Genomic DNA, 19,661 nt, shown 5'->3' with positions numbered 1-19,661 from the left:
GGCCTACCATTTGACGCGGAAACCCGCAGTTCCATTAAAGGCGTAGCTGTCGCCGAAACTCTCAAGGCTGGTATTGGCTGAAACCTCGCCATAGACGGAATACTTGTCGTCGTTCCAGTTATAGCTGCCACCGATCCCAATCCCTCCCCAAAACCGCTCGGGTCGCGTCTCGAATTTGACGCCGGAGACGTTCACGGAAGATCCGTCAAGGAATTCGTAATAGAGGTTGGCGATGCCGTAGACGTGGCTGCGGCTGGTCTTGCCCGCCTTGTCTTGCCAGCTCTGCTCGCGGTCGGCCGAGATGCCCAGCCGGCCGCGCAGGCTGTCGCCCGTGCCGAGTGAAACGTCAGCGCCGAAAGGATCGGTGAAGCCGTCGAAATCGACATTGGCGTAAATCAGCTGCGCCTGTGGCGTAATCGTCCAGTTCCCGCTCAAGTCGATCTTTTTGCCGGCCTCAACCGACAGGGCATAGCCGAAACCGTCATTGCCATCTTTAAGCGAGCGATTGGCAATATCGGATGTGAGATCGCTATCGAACCAGGTCAGCGATGCTTGCCCATCCACATAAACACCGTTTTGCCCGAGCCATGTCAGCGTGCCGCCAAAACCGTAACCGTCGGTATTGATACCGCCGTCGCCGAATACGGAGGTTACGTCGCTCGAAGCCTGCCCGTAATGGACTGTAATGCCGCCGATGAGCCGGCTGCCGTCTTGCGCTTCATACAGCAGACCGTCGAGCCCGGCTTGAAGCCGCCACATATCGATATCGTAGTCGCTGCCGCTGGTACTGACCGCCGGCTCGATATGACTGTGCAAGCCCTCGATGCGGGTCCATACGCCGTTGCCTTCGAGCACATTTGGCGGAGCGAGCGGCTGTTCCCAATAGCGGTTGCCGACCCGCTGCTGCATCGTCGGCATGCCCATGAGCGCAAGCAGCGCCTGCGGATATGCTTCGTAGATCGGCACGCCCGGCTGGAACAGGGGCTCCGGTGGATTGGGGGGTATTGGACCGGTTGGTATCAATTGCGAGCGGAGATACCAGTTTCCATCGGTGCCATCTGCGCCGACGCCGCCAAATTTAAGCGTATAGGCATATGCCCCGCCCACGACTGCCTGCTCGCCCTGCGTAGTCACATAGTCGCCTGCAAGCGAGAATGCACCTGGATCCGATGCCGCCTTGTTGCGCACCTCGACAAGACCGATACCGTTGCCCGGTGTCAGGACGCCGCTGCCCCCGACATTGGTCACGCCGATTGTCGTCGCTCCTGTGCCGAGCCGGGTGCCATCGACGACCAGCATGTCGGAGTAGGAGTTGGTCTGACCGGCAACAGGTATGCCGCCATTCAGCACCGTATTGACGAGCAACCTTCCGCCGTTGGAAACATAAAGTCCGCTGCCCGGAGCGCCTCCGGCCGTTGGGTTGCCGGTGATGACAAGGCTGTTGCCGACAACGGGTAGGGCGTTGCCGACGGCGGGATTGCGTAGGTCGATGGTACCGGCATTGGCGAAGGTTTCGAGGTTGACAAGCTGGCCCTGAACGACCCCTTCGCGGTTGAGATCGTAAAAGGTGGATTCAAGTGGGCGGCTATCCGCGCCTGTCGTCGGCACGTAGTAGCCGGTCGCATCGGTTATTGCCGCGCCGGTGACGGGCAGGAGTCGCACCACGCCTGCCGAGTCGTTGACGAACTGGTCGTTGCCCGCACCAAAGTCGGAGATGGCAACGGCCTTCGTATCGCGGATGCCGTCACCATCCGTATCGGCAAAATTGCGGATGTCAAAGGAGTTGGGCGTCAGGTTCTGAAAAGTGTCGTTTCCCGAGCCAAGCGTCACATAACCCGTTATCGTGCCGTTGTTGACGATGCTCACGTCGCCGGGAAAGCCCGGCTGAAAATAAAGATCGGCCGAGGCAACGGCTCGATCGGAAAGGGCGCCAATAAGGCCGCTATTGTTCAGCGTTGCCGTCCCGGAGGTTGCGCCCAGGATAACGCCGCTCGCAGGCATCTGATAGATCGGTCCGGCGTCTTCCGCGGAAGATTGCCAACCGCCGGTCACCGATCCCGGAACGCTGACGGTCACTGAGCCGCCGGTCGCCTTGATGCCTACGCCGAATTCGCCGGTCGTCACGATATTCGAGGCAGAGACATCCACCGCACCCGTGGCGGAATTGGCCCATATGCCGTAGGACTCGCTGCCATGGGTCGTTATGGGTGCGGCGCTGAGGACAGTAACCGGCCCACCAATGCCTGACGCCGGATCGTCTGGACCGTCGCCAGGAAAAGAAACACCCGGAGAGGGCAGTGGAAGGCTAGGGCGCGGCTGGCTGCCGCTGTCAGCCAGGATGCCAAAGGATCTGTCGCCATTGGTGGTGATGGGCCCGCTGCTTTGAACGGTGGAAGCGCCGCTCCCTGACTGCGCGACAATTCCCATGCCGCGGCCGCCATCCGTGGTGATGCCTGCGCCGGTATAGATCACCGTGACCGGAACGTCGGTATAAGCAGTCGCGCGAATGCCGATCGGGTTGCGCGAGCGTTCGCCGGCGTCCCCGGCTACTGAACCGGTGTTGTCGATGGTCGAGGCGATCTCTCCTCGTACCATCTGGCCCCCGGCAGCGCTGCCGCCGCGGGCTGTCAACGAAATGGCTGCATGCGGGTTGCCGTTTTCGTCACCGCTCAGGGAAATCGACGTCCCAGGGTCAGTAATCACCGTCGCGGAGCCATCGCCATAGGAGACGGCATTTATCCCGAACACACGCGAGCCGGTGAGGCCGATCTCGCTGGTTTCGCCGACAGCGCCCATACGATAGCGTACCGAGGCACTGCCGCTGCCGCTGCCGGTCGTGTCGGCCTCGGCAGTGATGCCAAAGAGAAGTTGCGAATTCGTGGGCACGTTGCCAATGATACCGCCGCTGGCGTCGATCGAAACATTGCCGCTGCCACCCGCCGAACGGGCTATGATGCCAGCCGCGTCACCGCCCACCACATGAATGCTGGGCCCGCGATAAATTACAGAAAGATTGGCAGGGCTCGGTGTCAAATTGTTGAGGAAGATCCCACGGATATCAGTCTGGCCCTGAGCATCCACCTCTCCTGTGACATCAATGGTGAGATCACCAAACGCCGTGGCGTTCGGATTACTCTGAAGCAGGGAAACGCCATAGATATTCACCTGCCCCTCAGCCTCGAATAGGCCGCTCAGCCTCATTGAAATCGGGCCGCTGATGGGGCCGCTGACGCCGTTGGTGTTGATCTCGACGCCCCTGACAGGATTTGTCAGCACGAGAAGCCCGTCGCCAGTCAAGATCATGCCGGCGTTTGACGTGGAGTACACGATCCCCGTCGAATAAGTTCCCGGTGCGCAGGTGACAGTCGGGACTGCTCCGCTCGTATTGGATTGACCGCATTCATCATCCGCAAGCGCAACGCCGGGGAAGAAAGACGCGACAAGAGCGGGCACGACAATTATTGCCACTTGATGGGTAAGCTTCAGGCTCCACGCGCTACGCTGCGCTGTGCAGCGCCGTGATAGACTGTATTCGCGAGTACGCTTAACATCACGCGAACGGTTGGCGATGGCCTCCTCCTCCGAAGAACGCAGCCGGCGTGCCGATAATGCTTCAACCACGTTCCAGTGTCAAAATATTGCTACTACGCGTTGATTGCGGTTGCTGCTGTTAGGAAGCAGATGACAGGTGAGGATGCCCACCTTGAAAAAGGAGCGCTCCCTGGTTCACTGCTGTTTGATACGCACCTGTTCTAAAACAAAAATTTCATTTGATGCGTAACAACGGAACTCACTCTCTGGGTTTTTCAACTTTACCGGTCAAGAAGTGGCAGATAGGGTCGTGCCGCAATTGGCAAGGAGGACACATGTCTGAGATTTGGTTTCGCACGGGTGAAGCAACGGTTCTTGCTGCGGAGGGCCAGGCAACGGATGCCATGCCCGAAATCGTGATTGGATCGGTGCGCGGCCCCGTTGGCCACGCGTTCGCCTCGATGATGGGTCAGGTCAAGGGACACACGCGCATGTTCGTGGTCCGCGACCTCAACCAGGCGGTACGTCCCGCCACCATGATGACGAGCAAGGTTACAATCAAGAATATGGCCTATGCCGAACTTCTGGGCGGCGTCGTGCAGGCGGCGATGGGCGATGCGATCGTCGATTGCCTGTCGGAAGGAGTTCTTCCCAGGGACGAGGCCGACGACCTGTGCATGATCATCACGGTCTGGCTCGATCCGCGTTGTGTCGATGACGAGAACCTCGATCGCAAGGATTTATATCGCACCAATTATGAGGCGACGAAACTCGCAATTTCCCGCGCCATGACCGGCAGGCCAACGGTGGACGAGCTCATCGCAAATCGCAAGACCATCAAGCACTACGCTCTTGACGGCGTGATCGACTACTGAGTCGCTGAGACGGCACTTCCAAAAAACAAAACGCGCTCCGGAGAGCGCGTTGTAGATGGGCGTTAGCCTGTCGTTTTCTAAGTTGTTGTCGGCCTGTATTCATTTACCCGCAGTGCTAAGCCCATATTCTAACTCGAATAAATATAGAATTTCGACCTATGCCCCCCACTGCTGTCCGCTCATTCCTTGCATGGTGGATGCTTCTTATTGTTTGTCCTATGCATCGAATTCACGATCACAGGTTGACGCTATGTTACGCAGCGTTACAGGAGCGTGACTCGAATGCGTTCAAAGCGGTTTTTCCCCGAAATCTGCATAGTTAATTGTAATTAATCTCCCGCATAGCCCTTGAACGCGGACTAGTTCGCGGCTTGTCCGGCCTTCTTGCCCGATGAGTAGTGCGCGCGTTTATCCTCGTACATCAGAAGGTCGGCGCGCTTGGCGACCAATTCCATCTTTTCGCCGATATTGCTGGTCGCCCAGCCGATGGACATGTCGAGCGGAATATTCGAATAATACTGATTGTTGATTTCGACCAGACTGCGGATCTCCTCGACAAGGCTTGCTGCACCCAATTCGTCAATGGCGGGCATCAGCACGGCAAATTCGTCGCCGCCGATGCGGGCCGCATAGCAGGGGGCTCTGACAGCCTCGTTGAGCACCTCTCCCACCCGGCGCAGCATGCTGTCGCCGGCGGCGTGGCCCCACTGGTCGTTGATGACCTTGAGCCCGTTAAGATCGAGAATGATGATCGAGACCGGGTGGAATTCGCGCCGTTCCAGCCTGTTGAGTTCATCGACGTAAAAGGCGCGATTGTAGAGTTTCGTCAGGACGTCGTGCTTGCCGAGATATTCGAGATAGGCCTCGGCCTTCTTGCGCGCGGTGATGTCGGTAAGCGATATCTGCACAAGCGCCCAGTCGTCTTCGTGGCCGGGCAAGACGGAGAACTGCAGCAATACGTGACGCTCTGTACCGTCCAGCGCGTAGTTGACAGTCTCCCGCTGGTGGAACAGGTTGCCGTTCCAAAGATCGATCAGTTGCTCCCTGAAATGCGCATTCATCTCGTCCTTGAAAACGTCGTTGATGCGGCGCAGCAGCGTCATCTTGTCGGGTGCGAGAAACAGCTTCAACGTCTCGCGATTGATGTCGACGACCCGTATCTCGCTCATGCACTGGCGGACGAATTCGGGGTGCACATCGGTGAAAACGCGAAAATCGGTAATGCCCTTGTCGCGCACTTCGTCGAGGAGGCGCTTGATGCGGCTGAAGTCCTCGACCCATAGGGATACCGGCGAATGTTCGAAGAGCCCCTCGGCGTAGCGCTTGCTCTCCACCTGCTTGCGCCGAGCATCTTCGCGTTCGGTTACATCCTCGATCGAAAGTAGGACCTGGCTCCAGCTGTCTTCGTAACCGGGCAGTACCGTACCGCGCAACTGGATGTCGAGACGCCGCCCGGACAGCGTATAGTTGACGGTGGCGCTGGAAAACTCGGTCTCGCCTTCCCAAAGCGCCGAAAGTTCCTGGACGTGCGATTGCAGCATGTCGCCGCGAAAGATGGAGCCGAGATTCTGGGTGAGATGCTCGAGGTCCTCTGCCTCAAACAGCGTCAGGGTCTTCCTGTTGACTTTGATAACCTTGATTAGGCTCGAGCACTGCTTGATGCGGTTTTCATTTTCCGTGAGGTAGGCCCTGATATCGGTGACGCCAGACGCCCGCCACGTTTCAAAGAGAGATCGAACCTCGCTGAAGTCCTCGAGCCATAGTGAGATCGGTGCAAGGTCGAATGTCTCGGCGTGATGAGCCTGATCGTGCATATCGTTTTCGAACTTTCAAAGTCGGGGCCACGCTCCTTTAAGCTGTGGCCCTCCAAATCAGTGAAAGCAAAGTTGGCTCAAAATCGCGTTGCCTACAACCCATCCGTGTACGGCATGGTCAACATTCCAATGCTTCGGCCGCTGCAATTGCCGACATGTTGACGATGCCGCGGCTGGTTACCGTGGGGGAAAGGATGTGCGCCGGACGTTTCGTGCCCATCAATATCGGGCCGACCGCCAGCGCATTGTTCAATTCCGTCAACAGGGTCATCGAGACATTTGCTGCTTCCAGCGACGGGAATATCAGAAGGTTTGCCTCGCCCTCAAAGGCAGTTTTGGTAAGGAAGCGCTCACGCAAGGCCGGGTTGATTGCAAGATCCCCTTGCATTTCCCCCTCGACCAGAAGATCGGGAGCAGCTTTGGAGAGCAGCGCATAGGCGGCCCGCATTTTTTCAGCCGGGGTGCCGCCACGTGAGCCGAAGCTCGAATAGCTGAGCAGCGCCGCCTTGGCATCGATATTGAAGCGCTTGAGGTGGTCTCGCGCCTGTAAGGCGATCTGCACGATCTCCTCGGCACTCGGGTCTATGTTCATATGCGTGTCAGCGAGGAAGAACACGCCCTTGCCCATGATCAGCATCGAGAGTGCCGAAAGCTGCGCCGAATCATCGGCAAGGCCGATGATCGAGCGGATGTCGCGTGCATGTTTGATGAAGCTGCCTTGCAGGCCGCAGATCAAGGCGTCGGCCTCGCCGCGCCGCACGGCCAATGCACCGATGACCGTCGTATTCGTGCGCACGATGGTCCGGGCCGTATCGAGCGTGACGCCTTTGCGCCCGACAAGATCGTGGAACTGGGTGACGTAATCGCGGTAGCGCGGATCATCCTCGGGATTGATGATGTCGAAGTCGCGTTCTGGGCGAATGGTAAGGCCAAAGCGCTCAATACGGTGTTCGATGACCGCAGGGCGGCCTATGAGCACCGGCCGGCCAATCGACTCCTCCATGATGACCTGCGTTGCCCGCAACACACGCTCGTCCTCGCCATCGGCAAAGGCAACGCGCTTGCCTTGTCCCATGGCGCGCTCGATCATCGGCTTCATCACCAATCCGGAGCGGAAGACGAAGCGCTTCAGGCTGTCTTGGTAGGCGCGCATGTCCGCGATTGGGCGACGCGATACGCCACTGTCCATGGCGGCTTGGGCCACGGCTGGCGCAATGCGCAGAATGAGGCGCTGATCGAACGGGGAAGGGATGAGATAGCCACGCCCGAACGTCGCGGCGGCATCACTGCCCATGGATTCCAGGGCCGGCTCATGGGCAAGCTGGGCAATCGCGTAGGCTGCTGCCCGTTTCATGTCATCATTGATCGTCGTTGCGCCTGAATCGAGCGCACCCCGGAAGATAAACGGGAAGCAGAGGACGTTGTTGACCTGATTGGGATAGTCGGATCGGCCGGTGCAGATCATCGCATCCGGACGCTCGGCAATGGCAAGCTCCGGCATGATCTCGGGTGTCGGGTTGGAAAGCGCAAGGATCAATGGGTCGCGCGCCATTTCGCGAATCATTTCGGGCTTCAAAGCGCCGGCTGACGAGAGGCCTACGTAGATATCTGCACCGGCCATGACGTCGGCAAGTTCGGTCGCATTCGTGTCCTGGGCAAAGGCGCCACGCCAGCGATCCACCGAGTTCGCCCGCTTCTTGGTGACAAGTCCCTGCCGGTCGGCAAGGTAGATGTTCTCGCGGCGCGCGCCGACGGTCTCCAGCATGTTCATGCAGGCGATCGCAGCCGCGCCAGCACCGGAGGTGCAGATCTTGACCTCGGCAATATCCTTGCCCACGAGTTTCATGGCGTTGAGCACAGCCGCCGCAACGATGATTGCGGTGCCGTGCTGGTCATCATGGAACACGGGTATGTTCATGCGCTCGCGCAGGCTTTCCTCGATGTCGAAACAATCGGGCGCCTTGATGTCTTCGAGATTGATGCCGCCGAAGCTCGGCTCCAGCGGTGCAACGATCTCGATGAATTTTTTGGGATCGGTTTCATTCACCTCGATGTCGATGCTGTCGATGCCGGCGAATTTCTTGAAGAGGACGGCCTTGCCCTCCATCACAGGCTTGCTGGCAAGCGCACCGATATTGCCGAGCCCGAGCACCGCAGTCCCGTTCGAGACCACCGCGACGAGGTTACCCTTGGATGTATAGAGATAGGCCTTCTCGGGGTTGGCGGCGATCTCTTCGCATGGCGCCGCAACCCCGGGCGAATAGGCAAGTGCAAGATCGCGCGCATTGGCGAGCCGTTTGCTCGGCGTAATTTCAATTTTTCCCGGCTTTGGAAATTGGTGGAAATCCAGAGCCGCCGCGTGAAGGCTTGCTTTTGCGTCTTGTGACATGGCCGTCTTGCCCCTTTCGTTTGGGATGAACCGTCACGCGCGCGTGCCAGCACCGACGAGAATGACCCAAGCAATTAAAAGTGGTAGCGGGCCATAAGGCAAAAGAATTTTTCCTGGAACAGTGCCAATCGGCGTGTCGCACGTTCCCAACTCGCGGCAGCCTAACGGATTTGCAATTTTTGGCTGATAGCGTGATTGCTTGCAATTCGGATCCCTTGGCAATGCCACCAGCCGCAACGGAACATAAAGCAGAAAAACGGCGCCAGGATCGCAAGCGGACCCGCCTGCGATCCGGCAAGCTTGTCACGTTGGATGGTCACTTCCTGACCGAATGCCAGTTCCAGAACATTGCCCATGGCGGGGCGAGGATAAGGCTGATCGGCTCGTGCGCCGTTCCAGCCCGCTTCTGGCTGTTCGACGATCAATATTGCGGCGCGCTGATCACGGAAGTCGTATGGCACAAGGAGCCGGAATTCGGCGTCCGCTTCGTCCAGGACCCCATCGTCGAACCCCTGAACGACACGCTGCTCCAGACGCTCGCGGGCAAATATTACTCGCTTTGATCCAGTATTAGGGCCGTTCGAGGCCCTTGGTGTTCTGGTTGCGGATTTCCTTGGAACTGATGTAGTTGAACTGCTCGACGAGGAGGTCCTTGAGGAGCGGCTGCGGGAAATGCGCGTTGACGCGGTCGATGATGGATTTCTTCACATCATCGAACTTGACCTGCTGCACGTCCTTTACGTCCGAATACTGGCCGTAGAACTGTGAGAAGATCTCGTCATTGATGAAATAAGAGACGGGCACGGTCACCAACGCCTTGACAGATTTGTCGAGCGTATAGGCAAATTGCGTCACGACATAGCCATGCACCGCATTGTCGATGATGACGGGCACGCTGAAGACATCGGTCTTGCCATCGTCGAGCACGACTTCACCGGCCTTCGGCGCGACTGATGCGGTCGCCGAATTCTGCCAAACGGCAAAATAGAGCGAGCCAAGCGCAACGCCGCAAATCCACAGGCCGATAATGGCGATGCGGATCATGCGCCCTGACCGTCCCGCAATTGCCTGACCGTATAGGTGCCGTCTGCCTCCTGCGTTTCGAGGGCGTCACGGATGAGCCCGGTCAATTCCGTAACGGCGCGCAGGTGCAACTTGAGCGCATCGCAATTGCGATCGAGCTTCTGGCGCAGATTGTCGAGGAACGGCTGCAGGGACCTCAGCGCCGACGTGTCGACGGTTTTGGCGGCTTTGCCCATTGCCTTGTTGAAGTCGCGCAAGCCGCGGCTCTTATTGGCATTGATATCGGCGAGGTCGACCGTCTGGCCATCAAGGAGCAGACGGGTCTCGCGCTCGACGACTTCTTCCAGCCTGCGGATTGCAAAGAGCACTGGATCGAGTGCGGGTTCGTTTCTCTGGGCGAAAGCTGTCATCTCGGTGCTTTTCTGATTATCGTTGACGGTTTCCATATGAATTCCCTCCAAACGTTTCGGCCTCAGCCTTGTCGGGTTGATTCGACGTCATCGGTCGATTTCAATTGCCTGTGAATGAGTTGCCGTTCGATCTGGTACAAAATGACATTTGAATCCTGCTGTTTGAAATTGGGTTGGTCATCAGTTTTGATACTGTTTTCAGTCGCGGCTTCGGCAGCGGCATTTTTTGCCTTCCGCGCACTCTGCGCTTCGAGCATGCGCGCTATACCGATTCCGCCACCGTCGGACATCTTGTTGGCGATCGCCTCGGCCATCATCGATTTCCAGTAGTCGCCGGCAATTCCCTCACCGAAGACGGCCTGATTCTCGCCAGTGAACATCGACTCGACGAAGGATTGCAGCATGAAGGCCTCGAATTTCTTGTAGGCCTTGTTAGGCGCTTCGGCAGCCTTGGCGCTCCGAGCTTCCGATGCTGCCTGCTGCAAAGCAGCGAAACTGTCGCGCGAAAGCTGCATCTGCGCTGCAACCCGGTCGGATGTCATCGCCCGCAGCTTGTCCGCCGCTGCCCGCATCGCATCGGGATCCGCGGCCATGGCAACATCGAGCACCAGATCGGACGGCGGATTAATGGCCATTTGTTGCAGCTTCGCTTCGTTGTCTCATAGGGTGCACTTTAATCGCCCAAACTTACGGGAGGCTTGAGCCTTAAATTTTCGGCGCTGCCAGTAAATGACTGATACTCTCATCGAGCTCGGCGGCGGCCTCCGCACGTGTGAGCTTTGCGTCAAGGACACGCAGCTTGTCGCTCAAGGTGTCGATCGTGCGCGAAACTCTCAGCCAGTTCTGTCGTTCTGTCATTGCGGTATCAGCCAGTGATGCCTGTCGCGCCTTGTTCGTTTCGAGCCGTCTCATGATAATTCCGACGGGAACGATGCTGGCCTCCGCTCCGAAACGACTCTCATGCATTCTGAAGAGGTCGAGATTTTCCGCTTCGACCGCCGCTGATTGCGCTTGAAGTCGGGCAAGCTCCATCTCGTGTCGCAACTTCGCAAGTTTCTGCAGGCGGATCATCTCGCGATAGGTGGCGCGTGTAGCTGCCATATCAGAAACTCCTCAGATAGGCGCCGGCCTCGTTGGTGAAGAAACGCAAGATGTCCGGCATGGCGAAATAGAGCAGCATCAGACCGCCCGCGAGCACGAAGGGCATCGATATGAAGTAGACCGGGATAGACGGCGTCAGCTTGTTGATCAATCCGATGGCAATATTGACCACAACGGCGAAAACGATGAAGGGCGCGGCAATACGGATGGTGCTGAGGAACGCCCTCGACAATGTATCGGTCAGATTGACCATTGCCGTGGACGCCTGGAAATTTCCGTCGACGGGTATGGCCGAGTAGGATGACAGGAGCGCCCGGAAAACCTCGAGGTGGAGGTCCGAAATAAAGAACAGGCAGAGCGCTGACAGGGTCACAAAGCTTGCGATTGCCGCCTCCGGCTCCTCGGATTCGATGGCGCCACCTGGGGCTCCCGAATATCCGGTCGCCATGGCGATCGCTCCCGCCATGAATTGCAGCGCCCAGAAATAGAGGCGCGCAAGAACACCAATCATGCCGCCGGTAATGATTTCGATGACGATGATCCGCATCAGCGGAAGGGGCGCCGACCGCGCGGCTGGCTCGACTTGCGCGAGGACCATTGGCACCACCATCAGCGAGCAGGCGAGGGCGACGAACAGACGGATTTGCATCGGTATTCGCGGGCTGGAGAGGCCCGGCATGACAAGGAGGCATGCGCCCACGCGCGCGAAAACCAGAAAGGCCGCGATAATCGTGTCGCTCATTTGCGGCATTGGCGGCAACTCAGGAAATCGTGCCGAGCGAACGCACTTCGACCCCGCGAGCGATCTCGACGTGGGAGAGCACCGACAGCGTCGCGAAGAGCCGTTCGATGATCATCCGGATATAAGGACGCGCCTCGGGCGATGCGACGAGAACAAAGCGCTCCCCGGCATCGAGATATTTACGGATCGCGGCACTCGCCTCCGTGCCAAATTGTTCGAGCAGCCGTGGGTCGATGTCGAACTCGACGATCTCGCCCTTGGCATCGCGCTTCAGGCTCTGGTGGAAGACGAGATCCCAGCGATTGCCGAGCCTGAGCACCGAGAGCACGCCATTATCGGCAAGATCGCCGCAGATTTGCTGGGCCATGCGCATGCGCACGTGCTCGACGATCATCTCGGAGCGACGCACATGCGGCGCGACTTCGGCAATGGCCTCGAGGATGAGGTTGAGATTGCGGATGGATACCCGTTCCGTCAGCAGCAGCTTTAGGACTGCCTGCAGCCCCGAATAGGAAAGATGCGCAGGGCAAATGTCGTCGAGCAGTTTCTTGTATTCCGGGCCGAGGCGGTCGAGCAGACCGCGCATGTCCTTGTAGGACAGGAGCTGCGCCAGGTTGTTGCGGACGATTTCGCTGAGGTGAGTGAGCAGGACCGAAAGGTTGTCGACGGTCATGTAATTATCGCGCTTCAGCTCCGCAGCAAACGTTTCCGGCACGGAATAGGCCTTCATGCCGAAGGCGGGCTCCCGCACTTCTTCGCCGGGAACGTGCGGGGGCGGCCTGTCGCCCGGGATAACTAGGATTTCGCCGACCCGGACTTCATGGGAGGCAACGACCGTTCCGTGAATCTTGATGCGGTACGTCTTTGGGGGCAGCAGGAAGTCGTCCGTGACCTTGATCTCGGGCACGACAAATCCATATTCGACGGCAAATTTCTTGCGCATCTTGTTGACGCGGTGGGCAAGTTCGAGCTGCGAAGCCAGAAGTTTCGCCGAAAGCTGTTTGCCGAGGCAAAGCTCGATCTGCGCGGTCTCGAGCGAGGCGCGAACCGAGTTGCGATCCTCTTCGGCGGCGGCGTGCTGTTTCTGGGCAATCTCGGCCTGGGCAGCCGCGGCCACCCGCGCCAGCTTGCGGGGAACCGAAATGCCGATCGCTGTCAGGCCAATCGCCAGGATAAAGAAGGGAAAGGCCGGCAGACCGGGCAGGCTGCCGAGGACGAAAAGCAGGAGCGCGGCAACGAAGAGTGCCTTCGGGTAGGCGCCGAGCTGCCCGAACACCGCCTTGTCGGCAGAGCCGCGCGTGCCGCCCTTCGAAACGAGGAGGCCGGCGGCAAGCGAAACGATCAGGGCCGGAATCTGAGTGACCAGGCCGTCGCCGACCGAGAGTTTGGTGAAGACGTCAGCGGCGTGGCTGACATCCATGCCGTGGCGGGTAACACCGATGATGATGCCGCCGAAAATGTTTACGGCGGTAATGATGAGACCGGCGATCGCATCGCCTCGCACAAACTTGGACGCACCGTCCATGGAACCGAAGAAAGCGCTTTCCTCTTCGAGCTCGCGCCGGCGATGCTGCGCCTGCTTTTCATCGATCAGGCCCGACGAGAGATCGGCATCGATGGCCATCTGCTTGCCGGGAATGGCGTCGAGGGTGAAGCGCGCGCCGACTTCCGCGATGCGCGTCGCGCCCTTGGTGATGACGAGGAAGTTGACGATGATCAGGATCGCGAACACGACAAGACCGATGACAAAGTCGCCGCCCATGACGAATTGCGAGAAACCGTGGATCACCTGTCCCGCAGCCCCGTAACCCTCGTCGCCATGGGTGAGGATGACACGGGTTGTCGCGATGTTCAGCGAAAGCCGCATCATTGTCGCGATCAGGAGGACAGTCGGAAACGCCGAGAAGTCGAGCGGCCGCTGAATCCACAGGGCGACCATCAGGATCAGCACGGACAAGGCGATGGAGAAGGCAAGGCCGATGTCGAGAACAATTGGCGAGACCGGCAGGAAAAGCACGGTCAGGATGACGACGATGCCGAGGGCAAGGCCGACATCACTGCCGGTCAGATAGCCTTTGTCGCCCAGGCGTTTTACTGCAACTTGCTGCACGGTCGTCTCCTATTGTCGCAGTAACAATAGGGGGCGAAGCTTGCGCGAGGCAGGCAGCGGCTGGCGAAGAAGCGCAGCGTATAACGACGCGAGTTCTTTAAATCCCTGAACCGTCCAGTTGCTCGGCGTCTTCGCCTTCCCAGGGGGCGGGCATGGAGGTGCGGTTGAGATTGGCCGAGGGCATCGGCATCCAGCACTTCAATTCCGGCTCGGCATATTCGACGACACGGCCGGGTGAGGAATCAGAGGCGCGCCAGCCTTCGGCACCAAACTGGTCGCCTTTGGACCAATATGCGAGGTCAACTTCTGCCTGCCCCTGTTCAGTCGGGCGGACCGTTACGAGGATACGACTGCCGTCTTTCGGTGCGCTTGCCATGTGGCGCCAACGGTCTGGCTCTTCCATTGTTTTTTCCTCTTGCTCGCTGGGTGGCAAGTTTCTCCTCGCTATCGAAAGCGGTCAACTAAACTTTTCACAAGCCATCGCCCGAATTCTGCTTTGTAGTTGGGATTTGATGCCCGGAAACGGAGTTCGGAGGTTGGGATGAACGATCAAACCGTGCGGATGGCGCTTCAACGTCATTGGGAAGCGTCGGACGCGAGCGACTTCGAGGTCGAGCATGAGATCTATCGTGATGACGCTTTGCTCTACTATCCGCAATCGAATGAGCGGATTCGTGGCCGGCACAACATTCAAGAGAGCCGGACAGTTCAGCCGAACAAGAAGCGCTTTACGGTCCAGCGAATTATCGGCAGCGGTGATCTCTGGGTCTCTGAATTCGTGCTCACTTATGACGGTATACCAACCTATGCGGTGAGCATCATGGAATTCAGCGAAGGACGTGTGGTCAACGAAACGCAATATTTCGCCGATCGATTTGAACCTGCGCCCTCGCGCACGCATCTGGTTGAAGAAGCCAGCGAGGGGACAGTACCGCGTAACCAAAAATAGAGCGAGCCGCGGCGACTTCCTCCACGTATGGCCCGACGCTCGACGTCTACTGGAGATCAAAGAACACGGTATAAACCAGCCTTTCCTCTACCACTTTTCGCCGTCTCGTCGCACCGCCACGTTGTTCGGCGATGGTCCTGTCCGTGTAATAGCGTTCGTATTCACGTATGGCGAGGCGAGCCGGTTTGCCAGCGGTATCTGGCAGGGTCACATTGGCGCTCCATATAACGGGATCGAATAGATCGGGCGGGATCTGGACGACGTCGATCGGGCTCGCGATGTGCGTCAGGTCGAGGCTAATCCGCTGCCCCAACCGGTCGGCGGCGGCCGGAGGTGCTTCTACCCTTACGGCCGGCTGATCGAATAAGGTCGTCGTAACGATCGGCCCTATTCCAGCGACAGGCGCCAATATGGCCGAGGTCAGCACCTTCTGATCGATCCAGGCGAGGTCGGAATCGATCGCCGGGTCGCGGGTCTGCAGTACGAGCTCGACCTTGTTTCTTCCGGTTTCGACCGCTTGGCCGGGGAGGGGGATAAAGGAAATGTCCTGGTATTCCGAGTCGGTCGGGAATTTCATTGGACCATGACTTGGTACCGTGCCCCGTAGCTTGACCGCGACCACGGCGCCGTCGCGTTGGAAAGATGAGCGGCGGCGCGGCAGGACTTGCGAGAAATCAGCAAGCACGACCTTCGAAATCTTTGCGCCTGAAAGCGCGTTGGGCTGATAGCGGACCAGCGCGAGCCGCACGAACGGCATATAGCTGCTGCCGGGATTAAGCTCGATGTCGCAATACCAGAGCGAGCGCGCCTGATCCCAATGGACCCGGTGGCCGATGATCTGCACCTGCTGCCCTGCCGCTTGCGGCTCAAGCAATGGGACGGCTTCATTGATAACCCGCGAGGGGAAATCGGTGATCCGGATCGCGTTTTTCGGCAGGGACGTATCCCACAAGGGATCGAGACCCCACTGGGTTACCAGCGGCACGACAGGCACCGGAATATCGGTAAAGCGGGCATTGTCCTGGAGGATCACGACGCCGAGCAGTTCGCCGTTCCCCGAGGAGAACCAAGGGCGCTCAAGCCATACGCGCAGGCCGTTGCCAAGCCGTACTGTATCGAGAGATGAATTGTCCGCTGTTTCTTCCCAGCGGAAAGTGGGCATAACGTAGACGATGCGCGGCTCGTCGGGTGCCGCGCTCGATTTGACGATGGTGAGCGGGGCTGCGCCAGGCTGGACAAGGAATGGAGCGCCCGGATCATCATCCGCGCCAAGCTGGAATTGCTGACCCTCGGCAATAGGCCCAAGGCGCGTAACCTGATCTTTCTGTTCATAGATTGATGGCGGAAGATACTCGCGAAAACGCGTCGTAGCACACACCTTATACTCGACCAGCCGGAATTTTGTGTCGCCGAATTCGTGCCGGTCGCCCCGGGCGCGGGGGCGCGCGGCGTCATATTGCTGGGCGTTCACCGCGCCGTTAAGATCGAATGTGTTTTCGTGGTTCTCGGCAAGCAAAATTTCGCCAAGCGCCCCATGGGAATCGACAAGTTCCGGTCCCGGCTTTTCCAGATCGTCGATCCACTCCTTCCAATGCGCTTCGACTTCGAATTTTCCGGTGCTGGGCCCATGCAGCCGCACCTGCGCTCGCAAGATGGCAAACTGGTCATTCATGCTGCGGCCGGCGACGAGCTTGATCATTTCGGGCGCGCATACCGGTTGCTGGGTGGCATGGACGAGCGTGAGTTCGCGATAGGGCGTCATCATCCACGCGCAGCCGAGTTCGGCCATGCCGCGCAGAAAGTCCCGCTCGCCGGCGGTGTCGATCCATCCCGGCAAACCAAAGGAGTCCATGAATTTTTTATGGGCGAAGCTGGCATAGCGAAGACATGCGATACGGCCCTTGGCGATGAATATTGTCAGGACACGTTTGTCCTCATCCCAGGCTGGCGTACCACCGTCGTTGAACGTTTCGTCACAAGGTGGATCAAGGAGCGATGCACCACGCTCCTGAAGGACGATCCTGAACCCGGTTGAGTCCGGCCATTCCTTGCCATGGGCGACAACGAGAACGAGTTCCTGGTTCGGGGCACGCACCACCGCAGCGCTCGGTCCGAGGACAACGGGCACGGTCACGCCGGGGATCGAATGGCCTTGCATAGCCCGCAATGCGAAGCCTCCCGATGCTCCATCCGGAAGATAGGGTGTGGAAACCTGAGCGCCGCGATGAATCACGTATTGGCCGGCCGCGAGGCGATCGCCGGTGGGGTTGTCCGGCGAGGGCAATCGCAGCGGCAATATCGTCCGCGTGGCAGTTCCTGCTATAGCCGCAGGCGTGATGAGTTCGGGCGTCGATGTTGCCGTCGGATCGTTCAAGCTTCCAGCCTCGCGGCTTGCAATCGCGTAGGCTGTCTTGATCGAGGCAGGATCGGCAAAGTAGACGTCGAACAGTCCGTGCTGCTCGCATTGCAGCTGCGAGGATTTCGGTGGCACCACATGCCGCTCGTTGCCGGCGGTGTAATCGAAATCCTGCGAAGCCGGCAGCTTGATCGCATCCTTGAACGGCTTCTTCTTCAGATAGCCTTCAGGGTCGACGTCGAAGTTGCTTCTTATCACCATCCGCTCGAGCGACTCGCCCTCACTCACGCGTGCGCGTTGAACAAGTACGGGAGGGTCCACGGGCTCAAAGCGTAAATAGCCTACGGGTTCGCTGACCTGCTCGTCGTCTTCAAGCGACCTGTCGTCCACGCCGAGGCTGTTGCCGGCCAGATCCACCAACCGTGCCCGGAAGCGGTATTGCGTGCCGAACCTCAGGCGCGGCAAGCTGCCTTTGGCCGCGACGAACGTTGCCGATACCCCATTGCCGCCAATTGTTGCCTCATCTGCAACCGTCTCTGGGGTTTCACTTTGAACGCCCGAGGTGGGATCGCTGCTCGCGCGCAGCGTTTTACCGGGGCGCTGCGTTACCAGGCTCCATCCCGTCCAGCGAAACATCGATTCGTGCAGATAATGATCATCCGGGTCGGCATCCTCACTGGCCGAACTTGTCGTCGACGCCCCCTTCACATAGCCTTCATCGTCTTCGAGGGGGAGGTCCTCGTTCGTGGCAATGAGCTTGTAAGTGCCATGGCGGCCGCAAAGGGTATGCCACTTCTCAGGCGAGCCGCCAATTACGGGCTGTACGTCGACTCTATACCCCCGCAATAGGTCCTCAGTGAACAGAACGACCTTCTTTCCTGCGCCGGACTTTACCGCTGCGTCCTTCAGCGCCGCCGATGCGGCACTCTGGGCAATCGTGAGCGCCTTGCCATGGCGGGATATGCCAAGTCCGCCCGTGCGAAGGGCAGCGACCGCCTGCTTGTCGCCCGTTGTATAGGTGACTGCACCGTCGGCGCCGATTGCCAGGCTCTTTCCCACAAGGTTCTGTGCGGTAATGACAAAATCCACCGTCTTCAGGGCCGCACCGTCAGGGTCGACCTGATAGACATCGAACAGGGTGCGCTTGTCATTGTTCCATTTATCGTCGGCATACTGCAGTTTCAGTAAGCCTCGCTCGTGATCCTGCGTCCTTGGACGCGTCACAAACCGGTACTTGTCGGCTATCCACGCGGTCTGCGGGCAGGAATCATCCGCCGGATCGTGGGCGCTCCCCCATGAAAGGTTGAGTGACATTCGCCCTTGCACCTGCGGGGCAGCATTGAGCGCGAGATCAATGGGCGAATTCGGCTGGACCACGCAATCGATCACAAGGCCAAGGCGTCGCAGGAGCCGCGGATAGTCGCTGTAGGAGGCGACGATCCGATGGAAATCGAAATCGGGCGCTTTGGGCGGGGCAGGGACGTCGACGAGCTTGGGGCGGCGCAATTGTTTTTGCGCGTCAAGCTTGTCGAGCTTGGCTTGTGTCAGAGGCTCGCGGCGGTAGAAGCGATCTGCCTGGTAGAAAGCATATTCTGCCGCGGAGGAGAATTGCCCCATAATGCTTGCATCGGCGCCGCCCCCGGCAGGATTGTGCCAGTCCGGAGGCAAGGCGCGGACCGGAAACTGCCCACTGGACCTGGGGTTTCCCTGCTCATCGACATCCACGCCAACGACCTGTCCGCGGTAAATACTCTTTGTGCCAAAGACGGTATTGCGCAAACGGTTCTCGGTGCCCTCGCGACCTTCATCGTCGAAAAAGCGGTTGAAGCCCGGCACGAGGTATTCGATTTGCCGGTCGCCGAGGTTGATTTTTTCCGTGCGGGTGCCGAGTTCGCCCAGCAGGTCCTTCAGGCCTGGATGGGCTTGCGACCAGGGCAGGAGGGTTGGCGGCGTCCCTGTCGATTGGATCGCGAGGTTCTTATAGTGCATGCGCAACGTTCCAAGAACGTTGCGCATGGGGAACGAGCGGAGATTGACCTTGCTCATGTCCTTGAAAACGTATCCGCTGACAGGTGTTTGGGCTGAGAACAGCTTGGCCCAGAGATCGGCATCGGGGTCGCTTATACGTCGAAGCTCAAGCTCGTCAGGGCCAACCTGCAAGGAAAACTTCACGTTATCGAGCGTTTTTGGCCAGTTGCGCCATTCCGGAAACGCCTTCAACACCTGCTCGTCAGACGCCTCGGGCGTCAGCCGGGGAGACGCGACCAGGGACACGCGCAATTGGCCGGCAAATTCGCCGTCTTCCACGCGCCCATTGGGCAGTACCGTCCAAAGAATGGTTTGTCTTGCCATGCTCCCCTC

General features: G+C 58.9%; 14 protein-coding genes. 3 read left to right on the top strand and 11 right to left on the bottom strand.

Annotated features, from left to right (window positions below; all coding sequences use genetic code 11):
* Positions 1 to 3: 3 nt before the first annotated feature.
* On the bottom strand, positions 4 to 3,468 hold the full coding sequence (locus BM074_RS21395; protein ID WP_244533040.1) for an autotransporter outer membrane beta-barrel domain-containing protein: 3,465 nt from the start codon (positions 3,466 to 3,468) through the stop codon (positions 4 to 6).
* A 398-nt stretch (positions 3,469 to 3,866) separates the two neighbouring features.
* On the opposite strand from BM074_RS21395, the gene fae reads away from it, so the two are divergent.
* On the top strand, positions 3,867 to 4,406 hold the full coding sequence (gene fae / locus BM074_RS21390) for a formaldehyde-activating enzyme (RefSeq protein WP_091925199.1): 540 nt from the start codon (positions 3,867 to 3,869) through the stop codon (positions 4,404 to 4,406).
* A gap of 359 nt (positions 4,407 to 4,765) precedes the next feature.
* Here fae and BM074_RS21385 read toward each other — a convergent pair whose 3' ends face one another.
* Together BM074_RS21385 and BM074_RS21380 are read right to left on the bottom strand one after the other, a co-directional pair.
* On the bottom strand, positions 4,766 to 6,220 hold the full coding sequence (locus BM074_RS21385) for a sensor domain-containing diguanylate cyclase (protein WP_091925197.1): 1,455 nt from the start codon (positions 6,218 to 6,220) through the stop codon (positions 4,766 to 4,768).
* Between the two features lie 118 nt (positions 6,221 to 6,338).
* A complete protein-coding gene (locus BM074_RS21380) occupies positions 6,339 to 8,609 on the bottom strand; it encodes an NADP-dependent malic enzyme (protein WP_091925194.1) in 2,271 nt (756 codons plus the stop codon).
* A gap of 221 nt (positions 8,610 to 8,830) precedes the next feature.
* Between BM074_RS21380 and BM074_RS21375 the strand changes: the two genes are divergently transcribed.
* Positions 8,831 to 9,172, top strand: coding sequence for a PilZ domain-containing protein (locus BM074_RS21375; protein ID WP_091925191.1), 342 nt, complete (start codon positions 8,831 to 8,833; stop codon positions 9,170 to 9,172).
* Positions 9,173 to 9,179: 7 nt separating this feature from the next.
* Here the strand turns inward: BM074_RS21375 and BM074_RS21370 are convergent, their stop codons facing one another.
* The 7 genes from BM074_RS21370 to BM074_RS21340 form a co-directional block, all read right to left on the bottom strand.
* Positions 9,180 to 9,653, bottom strand: a complete 474-nt coding sequence (locus tag BM074_RS21370; RefSeq protein ID WP_091925188.1) for a hypothetical protein — start codon at positions 9,651 to 9,653, stop codon at positions 9,180 to 9,182.
* Positions 9,650 to 10,078 (bottom strand): hypothetical protein, encoded by a 429-nt coding sequence (locus tag BM074_RS21365; protein WP_027233036.1) that lies wholly within the window; start codon positions 10,076 to 10,078, stop codon positions 9,650 to 9,652. The genes BM074_RS21370 and BM074_RS21365 overlap by 4 nt, the downstream gene beginning before the upstream one ends.
* Positions 10,079 to 10,104: 26 nt before the next feature.
* The gene (locus BM074_RS21360) at positions 10,105 to 10,677 is read right to left on the bottom strand and encodes a rod-binding protein (protein WP_091925186.1); all 573 of its coding nucleotides are present in this window, start codon (positions 10,675 to 10,677) and stop codon (positions 10,105 to 10,107) included.
* Between the two features lie 70 nt (positions 10,678 to 10,747).
* Positions 10,748 to 11,143, bottom strand: coding sequence for a hypothetical protein (locus tag BM074_RS21355; protein WP_091925183.1), 396 nt, complete (start codon positions 11,141 to 11,143; stop codon positions 10,748 to 10,750).
* Position 11,144: 1 nt separating this feature from the next.
* Positions 11,145 to 11,894 (bottom strand): flagellar biosynthetic protein FliR, encoded by a 750-nt coding sequence (gene fliR / locus BM074_RS21350; protein WP_091925180.1) that lies wholly within the window; start codon positions 11,892 to 11,894, stop codon positions 11,145 to 11,147.
* Between the two features lie 10 nt (positions 11,895 to 11,904).
* A complete protein-coding gene (gene flhA, locus BM074_RS21345; RefSeq protein WP_027233040.1) occupies positions 11,905 to 13,995 on the bottom strand; it encodes a flagellar biosynthesis protein FlhA in 2,091 nt (696 codons plus the stop codon).
* Positions 13,996 to 14,092: 97 nt separating this feature from the next.
* Positions 14,093 to 14,398, bottom strand: coding sequence for a hypothetical protein (locus tag BM074_RS21340; protein WP_091925178.1), 306 nt, complete (start codon positions 14,396 to 14,398; stop codon positions 14,093 to 14,095).
* 138 nt (positions 14,399 to 14,536) lie between these two features.
* Here BM074_RS21340 and BM074_RS21335 point away from each other — a divergent pair, with 138 nt between their 5' ends.
* A complete protein-coding gene (locus BM074_RS21335) occupies positions 14,537 to 14,944 on the top strand; it encodes a nuclear transport factor 2 family protein (protein WP_091925175.1) in 408 nt (135 codons plus the stop codon).
* Between the two features lie 46 nt (positions 14,945 to 14,990).
* On the opposite strand, the gene BM074_RS21330 is transcribed toward BM074_RS21335, so the two are convergent.
* Positions 14,991 to 19,652 (bottom strand): hypothetical protein, encoded by a 4,662-nt coding sequence (locus BM074_RS21330; protein WP_091925172.1) that lies wholly within the window; start codon positions 19,650 to 19,652, stop codon positions 14,991 to 14,993.
* Positions 19,653 to 19,661: the final 9 nt, after the last annotated feature.

Source organism: Phyllobacterium sp. CL33Tsu (assembly GCF_900113985.1).
GTDB classification, from domain to species: Bacteria; Pseudomonadota; Alphaproteobacteria; order Rhizobiales; family Rhizobiaceae; genus Phyllobacterium; species Phyllobacterium pellucidum.
This window is presented reverse-complemented; position numbering and strand designations above follow the sequence as displayed.